The sequence below is a fragment of the Eggerthella lenta DSM 2243 genome (assembly GCF_000024265.1).
In the GTDB taxonomy this organism is placed as follows: domain Bacteria; phylum Actinomycetota; class Coriobacteriia; order Coriobacteriales; family Eggerthellaceae; genus Eggerthella; species Eggerthella lenta.
Genome location: NC_013204.1, coordinates 2,946,368 through 2,966,037 on the forward strand (window position 1 = coordinate 2,946,368; position 19,670 = coordinate 2,966,037).

The window sequence follows — 19,670 nt, forward strand, 5'->3', positions numbered from 1 at the left end:
TACGGGCGGCGCGGAACATCCGCCGCCTCTATGGGCATCCGGCCGAGCACGCAGACCGGCAAGCACTTGCACTGGTTCTTTTATGATGCTAGCATCATATCACAGATTTACAAACATATGTTCGTAAATTTTCAGTATTGTAGCGAGTTCGATAACCGCGACAGCCACACGGCAATGGTATACTCTGACGCCGTCGCTCACGCATACGGAGCGCGCACCCGTTCGATAGCAGAAGGATCGACCGTGACCAACGCCTTGAAGAACATACCCGGCCTGGCTGTATGCCTCGCCCTCGCATTGCCGTGCTGGTTCATCGGGCAGCAGTTCCCCATCATCGGCGGGCCCGTGTTCGCCATCCTGGCCGGCATGGCCATCGCCGTGTTCTGGAAGCAGCCCGCGCGCGGCCGCGTGCAGACCGGCATCGCGTTCACCGGCAAGAAGGTGTTGCAGGCCGCCGTCGTGCTGCTGGGCTTCGGGTTGAACCTCGCGCAGATCGCCCAGGTGGGCATGATGTCGCTGCCCATCATCGGCTCAACCATCGCCACTGCGCTGATCGTGGCGTTTTTGCTGCACAAAGTGCTGCGCATGCCCTCGGAGATCTCGACGCTCATCGGCGTGGGCTCGTCCATCTGCGGCGGTTCGGCCATCGCGGCCACCGCGCCTGTCATCAAGGCGCACGACAAGGACGTTGCCCAGGCCATCTCGGTCATCTTCCTGTTCAACGTGCTGGCCGCCCTTATCTTCCCATCGCTGGGCAACGCGCTGGGCATGACCAACGAAGGCTTCGGCCTGTTCGCCGGCACCGCCGTGAACGACACCTCGTCGGTGACGGCAGCCGCCGCGGCATGGGACGGCATGCATCCCGGCTCGAACGCGCTCGACCAGGCCACTATCGTGAAGCTCACCCGCACGCTGGCCATCATCCCCATCACGCTGGTGCTGGGCATTTGGGTGGCGCGTCGCGAAAGCCGCGACCCCATCGCGCTCGAAGCGCAGGGGCACAGCGTGGTGAAGCCCGCAGGCAAGCTGGGAGGTTTCAGCCTGCGTCGCGCGCTGCCCGTGTTCATCCTGCTGTTCCTGGCCGCGTCCGTCATCACCACGATAGCAGTGTCCGCCGGCATCGACGCGGCCGTGTTCGAGCCGCTCAAAACGCTGTCGAAGTTCTTCATCGTCATGGCCATGGCCGCCATCGGCCTGAACACCGACATCGTGCATCTCGTGAAGTCGGGCGGCAAGCCCATCCTCATGGGCCTCTGCTGCTGGGTGGCCATCGCCGCCGTCAGCCTGGGAATGCAGCACGTCCTGGGATTGTGGTAGCGGCCACCGCTGACGCCGCACGGGATCCTTCGACTCCGGCGCTTCGCGCCTCCGCTCAGGATGACAACGCCCCCAACAACCAAAACAGGCTCCGGCCAAGAACCGAAGCCCGCAGCTTTACCAGGGACGGGTCGTGGGCGAGGGGTCTGATACGAGTTCCGCACGAGCCGAACAGCCCAGCGGGCTGTTCGTGCGAGCAGGACTGTCTGAGTTGCAGACCCCTCGCCCACGACCCGTCCCCGCAGGTTGAACGCGAGGACCTACAGGTCCTTGGAATACTCTCCCCACCAGGCCAGCACCTTGTTGCGCATCTCCTCGGGAGTACCGTCGTTGTTGAACACCACGTCGGACGCCTCGATGCGATCCGCGTCGGTGATCTGCTGGGCGATGCGACGACGCACGTCGGTCTCGTCCCAACCGCTCTTCACCGCACGCTCGATACGCAGGTCGATGGGCGCGAGGACGGCGATCACCACGTCGGCGTCGTAAGCGAGCGACGTCTGGCGGTTCTTGAACACCGAATGCTCCACCACGACGGCCTTGTGGCCTTCAGCCTCCAGCTCGGCCACGCGGTCGGTGAACGCCTCTTCGATGCGCGGCAGCGTGATGCGGTTGAGCTTGCGCGTCTCGGCCGGACTCACGAACGCCTTGGCAGCCAGCGCGCGGCGGTCGATCTCGCCGTCGGCTCCCAGGATGTCCTCGCCGAACGTTTCCACGAGCTCGGACTTCACCGTGTCCCACAGAAGGACGTCGTGGCCCACTTGGTCGAGATCGATGTTCGGCAAACCTTGCTCGACCAGCGCCTTGCGGGCCGTGGACTTGCCGGCTCCCATGCCGCCGATGATGAACAGCTTCTTCATGCGTGCATTACCTCCTCAATCATGCCGCCTCCCAATACGGTGTCGCCGTCGTAGAGAACGGCGTATTGGCCCGGCGCCGTGGTTGGCTGCGGACTCCGCAGCGCGAGCGATACGCGCTGGTCGTCTTCCGGCTCTATGATACACGCACACGGACGGCTCCGGTAGCGTAGTTTCACCATCGCGCCGTACGATTCGCCGAGCGATTCGAACGCTTGCCAGTTCATCCCGCCCACCACGACGGAGCCGATGAGCGTCTCGTCGGCAAAACCCACCACGAGTTCGCGGGTTTCGACGCGCTTCTCCACCACGTAGTACGGCTCGGGGCCTGCCACGCCGATGCCCTTGCGCTGTCCCACCGTGTAGTTCGCCAGCCCCTCGTGGCAGCCGAGCACATTCCCCATGCGATCCACAATGTCCCCAGGCGCGTCTTCCACGCCACGCGCGCGCAGAAACGGACGGTAGTCGCCCTCGATGAAGCAGTTGTCTTGGCTTTCGGCCTTCTCGGCCACGACCAGGCCCAGATCGGCCGCGATCACACGCACCTCCGCCTTCGTCATGGCCCCCAGCGGCAACACGAGGCGCGCCAGCTGCTCCTGGCTCAACAGCGAAAGCATGTAGCTTTGGTCCTTGCGCGCATCCAGGGCTCGCTTCACCACGAAGCGCCCCGAATCGGACAGGCGGGCAATGCGCGCGTAGTGGCCCGTGGCGATGCGGTCGCACCCCAGTTCGCCGGCTACCCGCACGAGCGCGGGCATCTTGCACCGCGCGTTGCAACCCACGCACGGACTAGGCGTGAGGCCCGCCGCGTACGACGAGACGAACGGCTCCACCACGCAGCGTTCGAACTCGCCCACGCACCCCGGCGCCTCGTGGCGGATGCCCAACTGGGAGCACACGGCCGCCGCATCGGCCGCCGCGCGCTCGGTGGCAGCGTTGTCGCGAAAGCGGCACGTGACGCCCACCACCTCGTACCCGGCGCGCATGAGCAGCGCTGCAGAAACCGCGCTGTCCACCCCACCGCTCATTCCGAGCGCAATGCGCCCGCTCGCATTCATTTCCGGCACTCCTCCTGTCGCCCCGATGCGCTCATCGGGAAATCGCGTCTTTCTGCGATTATCCCACGGCGATAGAAGATCGAGTAGACGATCCGACCTCTTAACACACGATCGCCGAAGCCTTGCTTCAGCGCTTCGTTGAATGGCGTATGAAGAATCTCTCACCCTCTTTATGTTGCGGACGAGATGTAGAAACATTGTTATACTGGCAATTCGCGCCCGAGGGGCGCGAAGAATCGAAGGGAGGGCAAGGCTCGCATGTCGGGGACGAAATCACGCTATATTCCCGCACTCGACGGACTGCGCGCGTTCGCCGTCCTCGCCGTTATCGCCTACCATCTTGGGATGCAATGGGCTCCTGGAGGCCTGTTGGGCGTCACGGTGTTCTTCGTGCTGTCGGGCTATCTCATAACCAGCCTGCTGCTCATCGAGTGGGACAACACCGAAACCATCAACCTGCCGCAATTCTGGCTGCGACGGGTGCGACGGCTCATGCCGGCCATCGTGCTGGTCATCGTATGCACCGCCGCACTCTGCGCCTTGCTCGACCACAGCCTGCTCACGAAGCTGCGCGACGACATGTGGGCCGCGCTGCTCTGGGTGACGAACTGGTGGTACATCTTCCAAGATGCTTCTTATTTCGACGCGCTGGGCGCTCCCTCGCCGCTCACCCACTTCTGGTCGCTCGCCATCGAAGAGCAGTTCTACCTCGTCTGGCCGGTCGTGCTGCTGGTCGCCCACAAAACGGGCGTGAAGCGCACCACCATGCGCAATGCCACGCTGATCGTCGCCCTCTTGTCGGCGCTGGAGATGGCGCTGCTGTACAACCCGCTGGACGACCCGAGCCGCGTGTACTACGGCACCGACACCCGCGCGTTCTCGCTGCTTATCGGCGCATGGCTGGCGTTCGTGTGGCCCTCGCACATGCTGGGAGCCCAGAAGAGCGTGCACCTTACGAAGCAGGTGCGCAACGTCCTGGACGGCGTGGGAATCGTCGCGCTCGTCGCCCTGCTGGGCCTCATCGTGTTCGTGGACGGCTTCTCGCCGTTCCTCTACCGCGGCGGCATCCTGCTGGCCTCCGTGCTCACCGCCGTCGTCATCGCGGTGATGGTGCATCCTGCGAGCCTGCTCGGGCGCTTCGCCGGAACGAAGCCGCTTGTATGGATAGGCCTGCGTTCGTACGGCATCTACTTGTGGCACTACCCGCTGTTCCTGCTCATGAACCCGCGCAACTTCACGGGCGAGACGCCGTGGTGGATGTATCTCGTGCAGGTGGCCGTCGTGTTCGCCTGCGCCGCGTTCTCGTACCGCTTCGTGGAGAACCCCTTGCGCAAGGGGGCCATCGGAGCGTTCGCGAAAGGCGTGCGCTCGAAAGAAATCGATCCGCCCGCATGGCTCAAGCACCACGTCGTTCCCGTCCTAGCGGGGTCGGCCGTGACCATCGTGGCCGTGATCGGCCTTATCGTGGTGCCTCCCACCTCCGCCATCGGCGCCGCCGACCTGCTGAAGGACGAGCAGGCCCACACCTCGCAGATGCCCGAGCTGCCCGTCGACGACGCAGCGGCCGAGTCGCCCAAGCTCGACGTGCTTATGATCGGCGATTCGGTCTCGGTGCGCGCCATCCCCCAGTTCGAGGAGACGTTCCCCTACGGCGCGATCGACGCCGCCGTGAACCGCCAGCTGTACGCCGGCCAGGAGACGTTCGACTACTATAACGACCAGGATATCGTGGGAGGCGTGGTGGTGTTCGCCCTCGGCACGAACGGAGCGGCCACCGACGAGCAGATCGACGAACTCGTGGCAGCGACCGGACCCGGCCGCCAGGTGTTCTTCGTGAACACCCGCAGCCCGCAATCGTGGGTAGGCCAGACCAACGGCGCCATGTTCGACGCGGTCGACCGCCACGACAACGTACACGTGATCGACTGGTACACCGCCAGCGCCGGCCACGACGAGTACTTCGACGGAGACGGCACCCATCTCACCGAGGAGGGCGCGCGAGCCTACATAGGCCTCGTCCACGATGCCGTCGCACCGCTGCTGCCCGTCCACGCCGAAAGCGACGAAGCCGCCGTGGTCAAGTCGCCGCTCGAACTGGCTGCCGACAACGCACAGAAAGCCTCCTCCGACACCGTGCGCGCGCTCGCCGCGAACGCGGCGAGCAATCTAAAGCCCCGAGAGTAACCCTCGCCGCCAGCCTGAAGCATCTTCGAAAGGCGCTTATACCCTTCCCGTTTCGTAATCGGACTTGTACAATGCGAAAGCGGCAATGTACAAACGATGGGAATCCTGCTACGCAGGCCCACGCGAACAACGAGGGGGTTTCTACATGCTAGACAAGTTCTTTAAGATATCCGAGCGAGGCAGCACTGTCTCCAACGAAGTCATTGGCGGCCTGACGACGTTTCTCGCCATGGCGTACATCATCGCGGTGAATCCGGCGATGATGGAGGCGGCGGGAATCCCGTTCAACGCCGCACTGACCGCGACCTGTTTCGGCGCCGCCATCATGACGGTCGCGATGGGCCTGTTCGCGAACCGTCCCATCGCGCTCGCCTCCGGGATGGGCATCAACGCCATCGTCGCCTATTCGCTGTGCCTCGGCCTCGGCGTGGACTGGCGCGTGGCCATGGCCGTCGTGTTCCTGGAAGGCATCCTCATCTTGCTGCTGGTGCTTTGCGGCTTGCGTAAAGCCGTCATGGATGCCATCCCCGTATCTCTCAGACGCGCCATCGGCATCGGCATCGGTTTGTTCATCGCATTCATCGGGCTGAAGGGCGGTGGATTCATCGCCGCCGACGAATCCACGTTCCTTGCGCTGGGCGATCTCACCAGCCCGACCGCCATTGTGGCCGCCATCTCCATCATCGTGGCCGTGGTGCTCACCGCCGTCAATCTCAAAGGCGCCCTGCTGATCTCCATCGTGGCGGCCACTATCATCGGCATTCCGATGGGCGTGACTCCTCCTGTCACCGACTTCTCGTTCGCGCCCGACTTCTCCGCATTCGCAGCTCCGTTCCAAGTCACGCCCGAGGGCACGCTGGCCATCGCGCAGGTCATCGTGCAGCCCGTGCTACTGCTGTTCGTATTCAGCCTGCTCATGAGCGACTTCTTCGACACCATGGGAACTGTGGTGGCCGTAGGCAGCCGCGCTGGCTTCGTGGACAAGAAAGGCGATGTCGAAGACGTGCAGCCTATCCTCATCGTGGATTCGGCCGCGGCGGCAGCCGGCGGCTTCATCGGGGCGAGCTCCATCACGTCGTTCGTGGAATCCGTCTCCGGCGCGGCAGCCGGTGCCCGCACCGGCCTGTCGAACATCGTCATCGGCATCGCGTTCGTGGCTTGCGCGTTCCTCGCGCCGGTTATCGGCATGGTAACCAGCTCGGCCACCTGCGGAGCCCTTGTGGTGGTGGGATACCTCATGATGACCGAGATCGGCGAAATCGATTGGAGCGACATCGCTTCTGCATTCCCGGCATTCCTTACCATCGTGGGCATCCCCATGACGTACTCCATCGCCAACGGCATCGGCTTGGGCTTCATCTCCTACTGCATCATCAAGGTTGCCCAAGGCAAGTTCCGCGACGTGAAGCCCCTTATGTGGGTAGCCGCCCTAGCGTTTTTGGCTTCGTTCATCTTCGCATAGAAGCGTCTGCGTTCAGAAAAGAGCCGGCACTTGCGTCGTCGGCTCCAATAGCAAAAGAAGGCCGGTCTTGCGACCGGCCTTCTCATATACGCGTTATGGACGCTTAGGCTATTCGGCAGCCTCGGGAGCGGCGGCTTCCTCGGCGGGAGCGTCAGCCTTCTCGGCCTTCTTCTTGGCCGGCTTCTCCTCAACCTGGATGGACTCGTCCACTTCGATCTCGAAGCCCAGGTCGGCCGCGGCGGCCTTCATGGACAGGGAGATGCGGCGACGCTCGGGGTTGATCTCCATGACCTTCACCTTCACCTCGTCGCCGGCCTTCACGACCTGAGCCGGGGTGTCGATGTGGCGCATGGCCATCTCGGAGATGTGCACCAGACCCTCGATGGACTGGCCCAGCTCGATGAACGCGCCGAACGGCACGATCTTCGTCACCTTGCCGTCGACGATGGTGCCCACCGGGTAGCTCTCGACGAGCTTGACCCACGGATCCTCCGTCGTCTGCTTGAGGCCGAGCGAGATGCGCTCGCGCTGCAGATCGACGTCCAGAACCTCGACCTCCACCTCGTCGCCGACCTTGACGACCTCGGAGGGATGGTTGACGTGGTTCCAGGACAGCTCGGAGATGTGCACGAGGCCGTCGATGCCGCCGAGGTCGACGAACGCGCCGAAGTCGACGATCGAGGAAACGGTGCCCTTGAGGCGCATGCCCTTCGACAGCTTCGCGAGGATCTCGGCGCGCTCGTTCTTGCGGCCTTCCTCAAGCAGCACGCGGCGGGACAGCACGACGTTGTTGCGGTTGCGGTCCATCTCGATGACGCGGGCTTCGATCTCGGTGCCCAGGTACATGTCGAGATCCTTGACGCGACGAAGGTCGACCAGCGATGCCGGCAGGAAGCCGCGCAGGCCGATATCGAGGATGAGGCCGCCCTTGACGACTTCGATAACCTCGCCCGTGACCACTTCGCCGGCCTTGAACTTCTCTTCGACGCGAATCCAAGCACGCTCGTACTCGGCACGCTTCTTGGAGAGGATCAGGCGGCCGTCCTTGTCTTCCTTCTGAAGAACGAGGGCTTCGATCTTCTCGCCCAGCTCCACGATGTCGGACGGATCGGCATCCTTGCGGATGGACAGCTCGCGGGACGGGATGACGCCCTCGCTCTTGAAGCCGATGTCGACGAGCACCTCGTCGTGCTCGATCTTGACGACCGTGCCGTCGACCAGATCGCCCTCGTCGAACTCGGTCAGCGTGCCGTCGATCATCGCGTTCATCTGCTCGTCGGAGATGTCCTCGAAGTCGATGACGGACGTGTTTTTGATGTCGGTCAAAACGGACCCCTTTCAATTCTTTCTAATCGGGGACCCTTCGTCATGATTACTTGCTACTTCACCATGTTCGCTTGTGCAAGAAACTTGCCCGTGCAGCGGTGTAACAAACATGTCTCGGGGGCCTACATTACCGTACGCTTACAGCTTCCGTGCTATAAGCCATAGTAGTATAGCACAGCGGCACCCGGCCGCTGCGCTCATTTTGACGAACTCTCACGATAATTCCGACTCTCTCCGCACGGTAGAAAAGGCTCGATCAGTTCTCGGCACTAGCCTTGCAGTGGGCGCACACACCGTCGAAAATGATCTCGTGATGCTCGATGGTGAAGCCGTGCGCATCGGAAACCCGCGATACGATATCGTCCTGATAGGGCATGTCGATGTCGAACACGCCGCCGCATATGCGGCACTTCGCGTGGTAGTGCGGCTTGTTGAGGAAATCGTAGCGGTCGGCGCCGTTGGGAACTTCAACCCGCAGCACTTCCCCGCGGTTCGCCAGCACGCCGAGGTTGCGGTACACCGTGGCACGCGAAATATTGGGGTGGCGCGCGCGCACCACCTCGTACACGTCTGCCGAGGTGGGATGGTTATGCAGTGATTGCACCGCCTCCAAGACGAGCGCTCTCTGAATAGTGTTGCGCGTCGTGGCGCGCTCTGCTTTTTCCGTAGCCATAATAGTCCTGCCGTTCGCATGTCTAACCCATACTATTGATTAATTAGGATTATATATCATTAGTATGGAAAGACAAGCACACATCACGAACGGCCGCCGCGTTCCCGCGAACGTCCACAAACCGGCCCGATTCGGCCGATTGCCCGGCGCTTGCGATGCGCTCGCCAGAAACGGCCGGTTCGGCTACGCGGGATCACGAAAACCACTGCCGTGAAGGGGATCCCGGCCCTGAGGCGCCGAGAAGCGACGGGCGGCCAGCAGGCCGCCCCTACGGAGCCGTCACGCATTGCGACGTAGGGGCGGTCAGCCCCGCATCTTCTACACGGCATCCTCTCCGGTTTCCCCGGTGCGGATGCGCACGACGTCTTCCACGGGGAAGACGAATATCTTGCCGTCGCCCACTTCCCCGGTTCGCGCAGTAGCGCGGATGAGGTCGACGAGCGGACCCGTCTCCGCGTCGTCCACCACAAGCTCGAACTTCACCTTGGGAATCATGTTCAGCATGATCTCGGTGCCGCGGTAGTGCTCCTTCCACCCATGCTGCTTGCCGCAGCCCTGCACCTGCGAGACGGTCATGCCCGACACCTGCGCGGCGAAGAGTGCTTCCTTGAGCGGCTCGAGCTTCTCGGGTCGCACGATAGCCGTGATCTTCTTCATGTTCGCTCCTTTCCTAGTCGAGGCCCACGTAGGCCGGGTACGCGCTCTCGCCGTGAGCCGCCACGTCGAGGCCCTGCGCTTCCTCGGCCTCGCTCACGCGCAGGCTGCCCTTGAAGCATGCCTTCACGACGAAGCCCAGGACAACGTCGAGCACGCCCACAAACACGACCGTCACGAGGATGCCGAGCACCTGCGCGCCCAGCAGCGCGGGATCGCCCGTGTAGAACAGACCGCCGAATTCGGTCCACGAAAGCTCGGGCACGCAGAACAGGCCGGTCAGCACGCCGCCCGTGACGCCGCCGATCGCATGGATGCCGAAGGCGTCGAGCGCGTCGTCGTAGCCGAGCTTCCGCTTGAGGAACGACACGGCGAAGTAGCACACGGGCGACACGACGAGGCCCATGACCACCGCGGCCCACGGCTCCACGAATCCCGCCGCCGGCGTGATGACCACGAGGCCGGCCACCAGCCCCGTCGCCGCGCCCACGAGCGTGGGCTTGCCCGCGCGCGCACGCTCGATGAGCATCCACGACACGAGCCCTGCGCCCGACGCCACCACGGTGTTCACGAGCGCAAGCGCCGCCACGCCGTCGGGGGCGAACTCGGAGCCCGCATTGAAGCCGAACCAGCCGAACCACAAAAGCGTGGCGCCCAACGCGACGAACGGCACGTTGTGTGGACGGTAGCTCACCAGGCCGAACCCGCGCCGCTTGCCTGCAATCAGGCAAAGGATGAGGCCCGTGAGGCCGGACGAGATGTGCACCACGTCGCCGCCCGCGAAATCGAGGGCCCCGATGGTGTCGCCCACGAGGCTGCCCTCGCCGCCCCATACCATGTGCGCGAGCGGCGGGTACACCACCACGGTCCACACGGCCACGAACGCGCACACCGCGCCGAACTTCACGCGACCGGCCACCGCACCCGTGATGATGGCCGTGGTGATCATGCAGAACGCCAGCTGAAACACCACGTCGGCCATCGCGGGATACGCGCCGTGACTCAGCGCTTCGGGCGCCTCGCTCGTTATGTCGATCACGAGCCCTTGCAGGCCTATCTGATCGAAGCCCCCGAAGAACGGTATCGAGCCGTCGCCACCGTACGCGAACGACCAGCCGCACACCGTCCACGTGATGCCGACGATGCCGAGCACCGCAAACGACATGATCATCGTGCTCACGACGTTCTTACGGCGGCTCAAGCCCCCGTAGAAGAACGCCAGACCCGGCGTCATCAGCAGGACGAGCATCGCGCAAACGATCATGAAGCCCGTCGACCCTGTGTCAAACATATGCATCTACCTCCTTGGAAATCGCGCGTCGCATCGGTTACGCTTCGATGATCCCACGCTTTGACCTGGTGTTGAGTCACAGCTGCCACTGTTAACACGCCGGGAAACGTCTTGTAACAAACACGAAGCGGCCGCGTTACAATAAGGAAACACGCACCACCGCCCCACCCGCGAAAGGTTGCCTTCCATGAGCATCGCATTCGACGCCGTTCGAACCGCCGACGATAGACAGCGCCTCGCCGCGCTGGCCGACGAGATCTGGCACGAGTACTGGCCCGCCCTCATCGGCGACGCGCAAACCGACTACATGGTGGAGAACTTCCAAAGCCTCGGCGCCATCGAGCGCGACCTGCGCGAGCACGCCTACGAGTACTGGTTCCTGCGCGCCGAGGACGACGGGCGCATCGTGGGGTACACGGGGGGCCGCGCGGAGCCCGAGACGAACCGCTACTTCATCTCGAAGGTGTACCTGCAGGCCGAGGAACGCGGCAAGGGCTTCGCCTCGCAGGCCATCGCCTTCTACGAGCGGCTGTGCCACGAGCGCGGCCTCGAGGCGATGTACCTCACGGTGAACAAACACAACGACCTTGGTATTCGCGCCTATCTCGGCAAGGGATTCGAAACCATCGACGCTGTGGAAACCGACATCGGCAACGGCTTCGTCATGGACGACTTCATCATGGAGAAACGGGTCGAGTAGCCCGAGAGGCCAAGTCGCCGACAGTCCTTGCGGAACCGTCGGCGACAAGGGTACTTATCTACGCCGCCGTCGAAAGCTTGTTGGCCTCGGCGACGGTCAGCCAGCCCTCCGGCACTTCGGCTTCGCTGTGGCACTGCGTGCAGTACATCACGGAAGCGCGGTGCGCCTTGTGGCACTCGCTGCACTCGATCTCGCCGTGCTGCGGCTGATGCGGGTTGAACTCCATGTCGCTCGTGGCCTTGATCAGGTCGTCGCGCGTCAGGTTGTGGCAGCTCTCGTTCAGGCAGAACTCGTCGGCGTCAACGCCGCGAGCCTCGGTCAGCATCTCCGTGTCGCGCTCTTCAAGCGGGTACACGTAGTTGCCGGTGACCCAGTTCATGCCCTCGGACATCTGCTCGCTCAGCGTCGGCACATGGCAGGCCATGCAGTCCTTGCCCTGAGCCTTGTGCGAGACGGCCAGCATCGCGTTCGTGTTGGCAACTTCGTTGCCCCACTTGTCGACGCCCGCCGTGCCTGCTTCCTGCTCGTACGTTTCCAAGTACTCGTCCATCGGCGTGTGGCAGATGGCGGCGCAGAAGCTCGGCTGCTCGTGCCAAACCCAGAAGCCGGCACCGGCTGCAATCAAGACAACCACGACAACGCCCACGACGATGGGCCACTTCCTCGTCCGGGGCGCGGGATCCCCGATCACCACAGGTTCCTCAGCCATGGCGCTCCCCTACTCCCACGGCTCGAGGGCGGCCACGTTCCGCCCGGCCTCGCGGCCCCAGACGACGGTGTTCGTGATGGACCAGCCGCAGCCGAAGTAGAAGGCACCCGAGACGTTACCCCCGATGATGCACCCGGCGCCGTACAGCCGTGGAATGGGGTTGCCGTCGAGGCCGATGATCTCGGCTTCCACGTTGGACTTCGCGCCGGCGAAGGTGCCCATAGGGCCGGGGCGCACGACATCGCAGTAGAACGGCGGCGTCGCGATGGGGGCCATGTTGGCCCTGCGGCCGAAGTCGGCATCCAAACCGGCCTCGCAGAAAGAGTTCCACCTCTCCACTTCGGAGGCGAGGGCGGTCGGATCGCAGCCGATAAACTCGGCGAGGCCATCAACCGAATCGGCCGAGAACGTAGTATCGCACGTGTCGGGCGTATGCCCTTTCATCTCGAAAAAAGGCGCCCCGGTCGCATCGTACACATAGAAGATATAACCCGTAGTCGGATCGTCGGGGGTGAAACCCTGCTTCCATGCAGCTTGCGCGCACTCGTGCATGACATAGCCCCACTCGGCATCGTCCTGGCAAAACCGTCTGCCGGTCTTGTCCACGAGGATGGCGTCTATGTTCGACGAGTCGTGGATATTGACGTCCTTGCCCAGGATCTCGCTCATACCCCAGTCGCTGATGCCGCCTACGTAGATAGAATCGTTCATGCACACGGCCTGCTGCATGCAAAGCTCAGCACCGATCTCGCGCAGCATCCGCACCCCGTCACCGGTATTCGAGTCCATATCGGGGTTGCCCGGAGCGAGCAGCCCTGCGCCTTCGAGCGTTAGGCCCCAGACGTTCTGCATGAGGCCCAGGTCCTTAGACATCTCAAGGTTGTTGTCCACCGAAGCGCACGCCATGACCACGCCTTTTCGCGCCTTGGCGAAGGAGCCGTCGGCCAGCTGCACGCCGATAACGGAGCCTTCGGCGTTCTTCAGGATGTGCGCCACCTCGCAGCCCATCTCGATTTCGATGTTCGACAGGCTTTCGGCGCGCTTTTTCAGCGTTGCCATATGGCCTTCCGTCGCACCGTAGGCATTGTGGTTGTACACCGAGCGCGGCACGACATCGGCCTCCGTGTCGCCGCATGACCAGACCGGGGGCAGCGGGCTTGCGCCCTCGTACGTGCGACCGGTGTCCATCATCCAATCGACGGCCTCGCCGGAGCGCAAGCACGCCTCGCGGATCATATCCTGGTTTCCCAGACCTTGCGACCAGCGCAGCATCTGGTTCGCGAACGCTTCGCCCGTATCGCCCGCGTAGCCGGTGATCTCTTCCTGAGTGGACCAACCCGCTGCCAGCATGTATCCACCGCATAGTGCCGAGTTGCCGCCGTACATCGCCTTGTCCTTCTCGAACACGACGACGTCGGCGCCGGCCTCTGCCGCCTCGATGGCCGCGCACGTGCCGCCGCTGCCCGAGCCGACGATGACGACATCAGTCTCGTACTTCCAGTCGACGTCGGCCGGGTCGAGGCCCCCGGTTGCCGCAGGCGCGGTCTGAGCCTGTGCTTCGGATGCGCTTTTCGGCGCGCAACCGGCCAACATGCCTGCTCCTGCCGCCGTGGCGCCGAGCAGCGTGGCCGCCTTGAGGAAGTCTCGCCTTCCCATTCCCCGTTCGATGCCGCGGCACTTTCCGTATTCCATGACACCCTCCTTCTCGATTCCATCGTGCGCTTCCCGAACACTCGGAAAGTCCCTTCGCAATCCCAGTCTAATCACAGCGCAACGTCAGGTAAAACACGGTATTGACCATTTGTTTTCGCAGGTCAAAATACTAGTTTTCCGCAAGTGACGATTTTCGACAGCAGACGCGCGGCCGAGAGGAGCGCGGCGTAGTATACTGCGAGCGCAACGAAGACCGAAGGGACGGAGATGCCGATGAAGGGGTTCGCCGACGCTGCAGCGCTCGAGAGCGCGCTCGCGCTTCTGCATGATGCAGAGCTCATGGAATTCGTCCAGGAACATCAGCACAACTACCTCTACCGCGCGGATTTCATGAAAGAGCCTATGCCCGGGGATGCAGACCCGGCGCTTATGTGGGAGCTCGTGTCTTTCGTCCGACGCATGGCGGGAAGGCCTACCGTGCGGGAGCTGAACAAGTCGCAGCCAATCGGCCGGCAATGCTTCTGGACGGCGACGCCCGAGATGATCGCCGGACTGAACGATATCGTGAGCAGGAGCAATCCCTCCGCCCAGCTAACGCAGTCGCTCGCGCGGCTCAGCACGCGACCCGCCATCCAGCAACTTGCGCTTGAAGAGCTGGAAGCGGCAGGGTATCGCGACGGCGTCGACGTCGAGCATGAAGAGCTGCGGGAGATCGTTTGCGACAAGCGAGCGCCGGAAACGCCCGAAGAACGGCTCTTCGCCAACGCGAGAGAGCTCATCGAAGAAATCGAGGAGCTCGCGTCCGAACCGTTCAACGTCGAGCTCATCGCCTACATGCACGAGCGCCTCGCGCTCGACACGAAGGGGCTTCGCGTCGAGCCTCGCCCTTCCCCCGCACCGAAGACCTCCGTGCCGTCACCACCTTCCGATCAGCTGCTCGAATCGATCGTCGCAGGATGCGAGAATCCATGCCTGTGGGGTCCCCATCCTTTATTCGGCGCGCTGATAAACGCCGACACGATTTGGGTAACGCCGGCATTCGAGCGCTTCAACGGACTCATGGAGTTGCTCATTCGCTGGCGATCGTACTATGCGATCGGCGTCCCGGCCCTTCGCTTCGTGCCGCTATCCAAGATGCGCCTCGACTGGGAGCGACGGCTCGTCGGGCCTCCCGACGCCCCCATGCGCTACGGAGAAGCGCTCGTCGTCAGCAGTTTCGGCGTAGACAGCACCCCGTACAGCCAACAGATGATCCACTTTCTCGACAGAGGGCTGAACAGGCTCGAACGCATCGTGGCGCGCACCGAGGAGATCGGCGAGCGCTGCAAGCACCTCATCTTCGAGGACAGGAGGCTCACCCTGCGCCAAAAGCAACTGCTTGCCGATCTCGTAGACAACCCCTTGCTCGTCGTGGACGTGGGCATGTACGAGAAGCGATTCGACATCGCCGCTTCAACGGCGAGAGCTGATCTCACACGCCTCGTCTCGCTCAACTTCCTGCTTACGGAGTTCTCGGCCAAGAAACAGGTATTCTGGCTTCGCCCCGATATCTCCCGCGTGCTTGCCAGCCGCTCTGCAGCCTCAACTCCTGCTTCAAGCACGCAAGCTTGAAGCAGGCGCGCTCGTCGGGCGGTGTATGATCGGTTCACCAGTCGAGAGAAAGGTGCAGGCATATGGGCAAGTTCGTGATTAAGACCACCGACGCAGGATGCCATTTCGTGCTGAAAGCCGACAACGGCGAAGTCATCGCCACGTCGCAGGTGTACAAGTCGAAGGAGTCCTGCAAGAAGGGCATCGAAAGCGTCAAGAAGAACGCCCCGGACGCCGCCGTGGTGGAAGAGGACTAAGCGCACGCAGAACGTCCTTCGTCCCAAACGGGGATGTCCTCGTTTGGGACATTTCCGCCTGACGCCTCATAAGCAGCCGCTTCCCATCCGCGACATGCGACGGATTGCCAAAACGATTCGACGATCTTGCCTGTCGCGCAGGACGTTTTCCTATTGCGCGTTCGTCCACTCTTTCATCTTGCCGATCAATTCGTTCTTGCTATGGATATCCAGTTTCCGGTAAATGCTCTTTGCATGCGTCTGGGCGGTGCTTTTGGAAATGAACAATTCATCGGCAACTTTCGTCAAGCTGTAGCCTTGCGAAAAAAGCTGGATTACTTCGACTTCGCGCTGCGTCAATTTGTACTCGCTCACGCGTTCGCTTGGAACTCTTGCGGCGGAATTCGCCGCGCTATCGAGAGCTTTATCGCTCGAATTCGGCTGCTTTCGCAACGCCAACACTCCGAACGCTACAACAACAAAAGCCATCAAGGAAAACAAAACCATCAACACGAGCGTTTCCAACGACAGCAGCCCTTCATCCGGGGAAGAGCCCAGAACCCCGGGCACCATTACGTAGCTGACGAGCCACGACGCCACTTCGGTCAAAATACCGCAGACAAGAAACAGTGGTACGGGAGGGATCCTTCCCTTCGTGGCGATATCGCAGAGCAGCACCCATAAAAAGAAGTCGAGCGATGATCGGGCGACGACTACGATATGGCCTCCCTCCACATACGAGCCAAATATGAGCGACGCAAACATGCCCGAAAAGAAAAGCAACGCCAAAACCATCCAGCAAACAAGGGTCAGTCGACCGATGCTCATTCTTTTCGCCATCGACAGAGGCTTCGAACCCGCAGCTTCCCCGTTGCCGTCGATACCGTGCTTGGTTTTGAACCAGTACCAAACACATGCCGCAAGGATCAAACCCGATACTCCGATTGAAATCACCCAACGAAGGTAGGGGACGCTTTCCGAAGAATAACCGGTGTCGATAATGCCGCGCACTACGCTCCCCGCAAGCAAGAAAGCAATATAGAGGCCTATGTACAATGTCGTAGTCTGGTTAATCCATTTTTTCGAGCCCGAGGGCTTGCTTCTTTTCTGCTTTGGAATCCGACCCTGAGGTTGAGCCAGACACCAGGACAACCCGACGATTAGCGGAGTCATTGTCGTAAGAAGAGGCTTCATCGAAGCAAACGAAAGAGAAAGGGCCGTAAGGAGAACGATGCTCATGAAATACGATATCGCCAGCAAGACTAGATGCTTTGCCCCAAACGAACTCGAGAAGTACTGCGCCCAAGCAAGATAATTTCCCAAAAACCCGATAACGGTTAACAAAATTGAAAGCCAGAAAACGACCGCATCGAAAACTCCCGCTTGAACGCACATGTTCAAAACTGCGCCCATGGTTCCGATGATCGACGAAGCCAATACGACCCTTTTTCCCAACGAATAGCATCCGCCGCTTTTCTTGAAGAAAAAGAGGGCGATCACGCTCAAAACAAGCGCTTCGATGAGAAACACGGTGTAAAGCTGGATACCGTATCCGAAAACCGAAACCTCGCTACCGAGAGGATACAAAGTCCCAAAAACTGCCTGATAGCGAAAATATGCCCAAAAGAACGTCATGCCTACGATCGGTGCCACGATTTTTTTGACGTTCCCCATGCCCAGAGCTCCTTTTAAGCGAGTTTCCGAATAGCCGAATCCTTATTTGGACGCTTTTCCTCACGCATCGCTATTCTATTCCAGCAATCCCCTGTCCGTTAGTATACCCTGCCACACATTCCAACCGCCTCATTCCCAAGGGCCTAACTGACAATCAAACGGGCAAAAAGAAGCCATTTCTGTAAATATCCCCTATTTTATGGTCAGCTCTTCGGACATTTTTAAAGAATCCCATCGTTTATAGGATGGAGCACGCGCACGACCGAATCGATAATCGCCCTGTCGCTGCCAACGTTCGCAAAAGCGGACAGGAGAAAGAGGGGATGTATGAATCTGAATCGTCGTGATTTCTTAAAAGGTGGGGCTTTGATTGGCGGCACTGCCGCACTGGGCACCATGTTCGGATGCGCAGCAAGCCCAAAGGGATCAACCTCGGGAGCGGTTTCAACTGACGCAGGTTTGCCCGCAGGCACCACCGCCGAGGATTTCGCGCAGTCTTCGGTCTCGCTTGACCCTATCACCGCGTTCTCAGAAGAGAAAACCTACGACATCGTCGTTGTCGGCGCCGGCACGGCTGGCGTTCCTGCAGTATATTCAGCACTGGAAGAAGGAGCGACGGTCGCATGCCTGCAGCGCGAGGGCACGGTGCAGGCCAACGGCAACGGCTCGTCGGGCATCATTCTGGAAGAAAGCAACGAAGCCGGCATCTTGCAGTATATGCAAGCTTGGAGGAAAGCCGGCGGCTATCGCATGAATCCCGACTTGCTGAAGCTGTTCGTCGATCACTCCGGCGAGACGCACATGTGGATGCTTCAACGCTCGGCAGAAGTTGACTATATCCCGAGCCCGATCTCCGCAACGAAGACCACCTACGACGAGGGTAACTTCTGCACGGCCGTCATTAAGACGTATGGCCCGAAACCCAAGAACCACACTGACATCATGGCCCTTCTTGCCGCAGCAGCGGAAAAGCAAGGTGCGGAATTCTTTTACAGCACGCCGGCCGTCCAACTGGTCAAAGACGAAAGCGGCGCGATCACCGGCGTTATCGGCAAATCGGAGAACGACTACATCAAGTTCAGCGCAACCAAAGCCGTCATCCTGGCAGCGGGCGACTACCAGAACAACGAAAGCATGGTCGAGCGCTACTCCCCGGACGTCGTCCGCTTCGGCCGCAAGCAGATGAACCGCACGGGCGACGGCATCCTGCTCGGCATGACCGCAGGCGGCGCCATGTCGCCGGTCAACCATGCGAAGACCATGCACGACATGGATGCCGCGCCTATGCTCATGACCCGCATTCCTCTTATGGCGCTCGATGAAAAGGGCGAGCGTTTTATGAACGAAGAGATTCCGATGGAATCATGGGACTTGACGCTCAACACCCGGAAAGATGTCGAGGATCCCGGGCGCTTCTTTCGCATTTTCGATAGCGATTATATGGTGAAATACGGATCGAAAACCTCAATCGAATCGCTTGAGAACTATATTCCCGGCTTCAAGGAGAGCCCGGAGAACGTCTATCCTTCACTCGTCGACACGCATCGTGCCGATACGTTGGATGAATTGGCGGAGCAGTTGGGCATCCCCGCCGACGCCTTGAAGAAGAGCGTCGAGAAATGGAACGAGGCGTGCGCATCGGGCGTCGACAACGAGTTCGGCGTGCTGAAGGAGAACCTGCATCCCATCGACACACCGCCCTACTGGGGCATACGCCAATGGATCCGCTGCAGCGCCATCAACTCCGGCGTCATGGTGAACGGCAACTGCCAGGTCCTCGACGCTCAGGGCAATGTCATCAAGGGGCTGTACTCGGTCGGCTCCGGTGCCGGAAACCTGTGCGGCGGTTTGGAATGGAACCTTGCCCAGGGAGGCCTGTGCTGCGGTTCCTACATGACGATGGGCCGGTATGCAGCCATCCACGCCATTACCGGCAAGATGGAACCGAGCAAGCCCGCCACATACGAAGACACCAAGAGCTATTGGGCTAAGTAGCGCCCCTTCTTCCATCCTCCCTCCCTTGCGGCCACCGGATGCCGCCGTGGTGGAAGAGGGCTAAGCACGAAAGCGGCCTCCGGATTCGGAGGCCGCTGCATGTTCACGCAATTACACCTGACCAAAACATGACGGCTTTCACATCTTGCCCTTCAACGATGTGAAAGCCGTCATGTTTTGCTACAATGCAGTCACCACAACTGCTCTTCGCAAGAAGATGCATCGACAATTTCATACATCGCAAGCTTTCAACAGCAAACGAGGAGGGCATCTGCCCCCTCCTTTCGATTG

At 61.3% G+C, this 19,670-nt stretch carries 16 protein-coding genes; 7 read left to right on the plus strand and 9 right to left on the minus strand.

Annotated elements, in window-relative coordinates; all coding sequences use genetic code 11:
- The first annotated feature begins 243 nt into the window (after positions 1–243).
- Positions 244–1,317 (plus strand): YeiH family protein, encoded by a 1,074-nt coding sequence (locus tag ELEN_RS12635; RefSeq protein WP_009609362.1) that lies wholly within the window; start codon positions 244–246, stop codon positions 1,315–1,317.
- A 260-nt stretch (positions 1,318–1,577) separates the two neighbouring features.
- Here ELEN_RS12635 and coaE read toward each other — a convergent pair whose 3' ends face one another.
- Together coaE and mnmA are read right to left on the minus strand one after the other, a co-directional pair.
- On the minus strand, positions 1,578–2,177 hold the full coding sequence (gene coaE / locus ELEN_RS12640) for a dephospho-CoA kinase (protein ID WP_009306647.1): 600 nt from the start codon (positions 2,175–2,177) through the stop codon (positions 1,578–1,580).
- On the minus strand, positions 2,174–3,232 hold the full coding sequence (mnmA, locus tag ELEN_RS12645; RefSeq protein WP_015761230.1) for a tRNA 2-thiouridine(34) synthase MnmA: 1,059 nt from the start codon (positions 3,230–3,232) through the stop codon (positions 2,174–2,176). Before mnmA ends, coaE begins: the two co-directional genes overlap by 4 nt.
- Positions 3,233–3,490: 258 nt before the next feature.
- Between mnmA and ELEN_RS12650 the strand changes: the two genes are divergently transcribed.
- The gene (locus ELEN_RS12650; protein ID WP_015761231.1) at positions 3,491–5,416 is read left to right on the plus strand and encodes an acyltransferase family protein; all 1,926 of its coding nucleotides are present in this window, start codon (positions 3,491–3,493) and stop codon (positions 5,414–5,416) included.
- 145 nt (positions 5,417–5,561) lie between these two features.
- Positions 5,562–6,878 carry an NCS2 family permease gene (locus tag ELEN_RS12655; protein ID WP_009609316.1) on the plus strand — a complete coding sequence of 439 codons (1,317 nt, stop codon included), beginning with the start codon at positions 5,562–5,564 and terminating at the stop codon, positions 6,876–6,878.
- 108 nt (positions 6,879–6,986) lie between these two features.
- On the opposite strand, the gene rpsA is transcribed toward ELEN_RS12655, so the two are convergent.
- The 4 genes from rpsA to ELEN_RS12675 all read right to left on the minus strand — a co-directional run bounded on the left by rpsA (position 6,987) and on the right by ELEN_RS12675 (position 10,822).
- Positions 6,987–8,204 carry a 30S ribosomal protein S1 gene (rpsA, locus tag ELEN_RS12660; RefSeq protein WP_009306651.1) on the minus strand — a complete coding sequence of 406 codons (1,218 nt, stop codon included), beginning with the start codon at positions 8,202–8,204 and terminating at the stop codon, positions 6,987–6,989.
- A 256-nt stretch (positions 8,205–8,460) separates the two neighbouring features.
- Positions 8,461–8,877 carry a Fur family transcriptional regulator gene (locus ELEN_RS12665; protein WP_015761232.1) on the minus strand — a complete coding sequence of 139 codons (417 nt, stop codon included), beginning with the start codon at positions 8,875–8,877 and terminating at the stop codon, positions 8,461–8,463.
- Between the two features lie 318 nt (positions 8,878–9,195).
- Complete coding sequence (locus tag ELEN_RS12670) at positions 9,196–9,534, minus strand: P-II family nitrogen regulator (protein ID WP_015761233.1); 339 nt, start codon at positions 9,532–9,534, stop codon at positions 9,196–9,198.
- Positions 9,535–9,547: 13 nt separating this feature from the next.
- Positions 9,548–10,822, minus strand: coding sequence for an ammonium transporter (locus ELEN_RS12675; RefSeq protein ID WP_015761234.1), 1,275 nt, complete (start codon positions 10,820–10,822; stop codon positions 9,548–9,550).
- Between the two features lie 187 nt (positions 10,823–11,009).
- Here ELEN_RS12675 and ELEN_RS12680 point away from each other — a divergent pair, with 187 nt between their 5' ends.
- A complete protein-coding gene (locus ELEN_RS12680) occupies positions 11,010–11,522 on the plus strand; it encodes a GNAT family N-acetyltransferase (RefSeq protein ID WP_015761235.1) in 513 nt (170 codons plus the stop codon).
- 58 nt (positions 11,523–11,580) lie between these two features.
- On the opposite strand, the gene cgr1 is transcribed toward ELEN_RS12680, so the two are convergent.
- Together cgr1 and ELEN_RS12690 are read right to left on the minus strand one after the other, a co-directional pair.
- On the minus strand, positions 11,581–12,231 hold the full coding sequence (gene cgr1, locus ELEN_RS12685) for a cytochrome c-type protein Cgr1 (RefSeq protein WP_015761236.1): 651 nt from the start codon (positions 12,229–12,231) through the stop codon (positions 11,581–11,583).
- 9 nt (positions 12,232–12,240) lie between these two features.
- Positions 12,241–13,923 (minus strand): FAD-dependent oxidoreductase, encoded by a 1,683-nt coding sequence (locus ELEN_RS12690; protein ID WP_015761237.1) that lies wholly within the window; start codon positions 13,921–13,923, stop codon positions 12,241–12,243.
- Positions 13,924–14,157: 234 nt separating this feature from the next.
- Here ELEN_RS12690 and ELEN_RS12695 point away from each other — a divergent pair, with 234 nt between their 5' ends.
- Positions 14,158–15,495 (plus strand): hypothetical protein, encoded by a 1,338-nt coding sequence (locus tag ELEN_RS12695; RefSeq protein ID WP_015761238.1) that lies wholly within the window; start codon positions 14,158–14,160, stop codon positions 15,493–15,495.
- A gap of 62 nt (positions 15,496–15,557) precedes the next feature.
- Positions 15,558–15,731 carry a YegP family protein gene (locus ELEN_RS15975; RefSeq protein WP_015761239.1) on the plus strand — a complete coding sequence of 58 codons (174 nt, stop codon included), beginning with the start codon at positions 15,558–15,560 and terminating at the stop codon, positions 15,729–15,731.
- Between the two features lie 150 nt (positions 15,732–15,881).
- Here ELEN_RS15975 and ELEN_RS12700 read toward each other — a convergent pair whose 3' ends face one another.
- Positions 15,882–17,384, minus strand: coding sequence for a helix-turn-helix transcriptional regulator (locus tag ELEN_RS12700; RefSeq protein WP_015761240.1), 1,503 nt, complete (start codon positions 17,382–17,384; stop codon positions 15,882–15,884).
- A 327-nt stretch (positions 17,385–17,711) separates the two neighbouring features.
- Here ELEN_RS12700 and ELEN_RS12705 point away from each other — a divergent pair, with 327 nt between their 5' ends.
- Positions 17,712–19,379, plus strand: a complete 1,668-nt coding sequence (locus ELEN_RS12705; RefSeq protein WP_015761241.1) for an FAD-dependent oxidoreductase — start codon at positions 17,712–17,714, stop codon at positions 19,377–19,379.
- Positions 19,380–19,670: the final 291 nt, after the last annotated feature.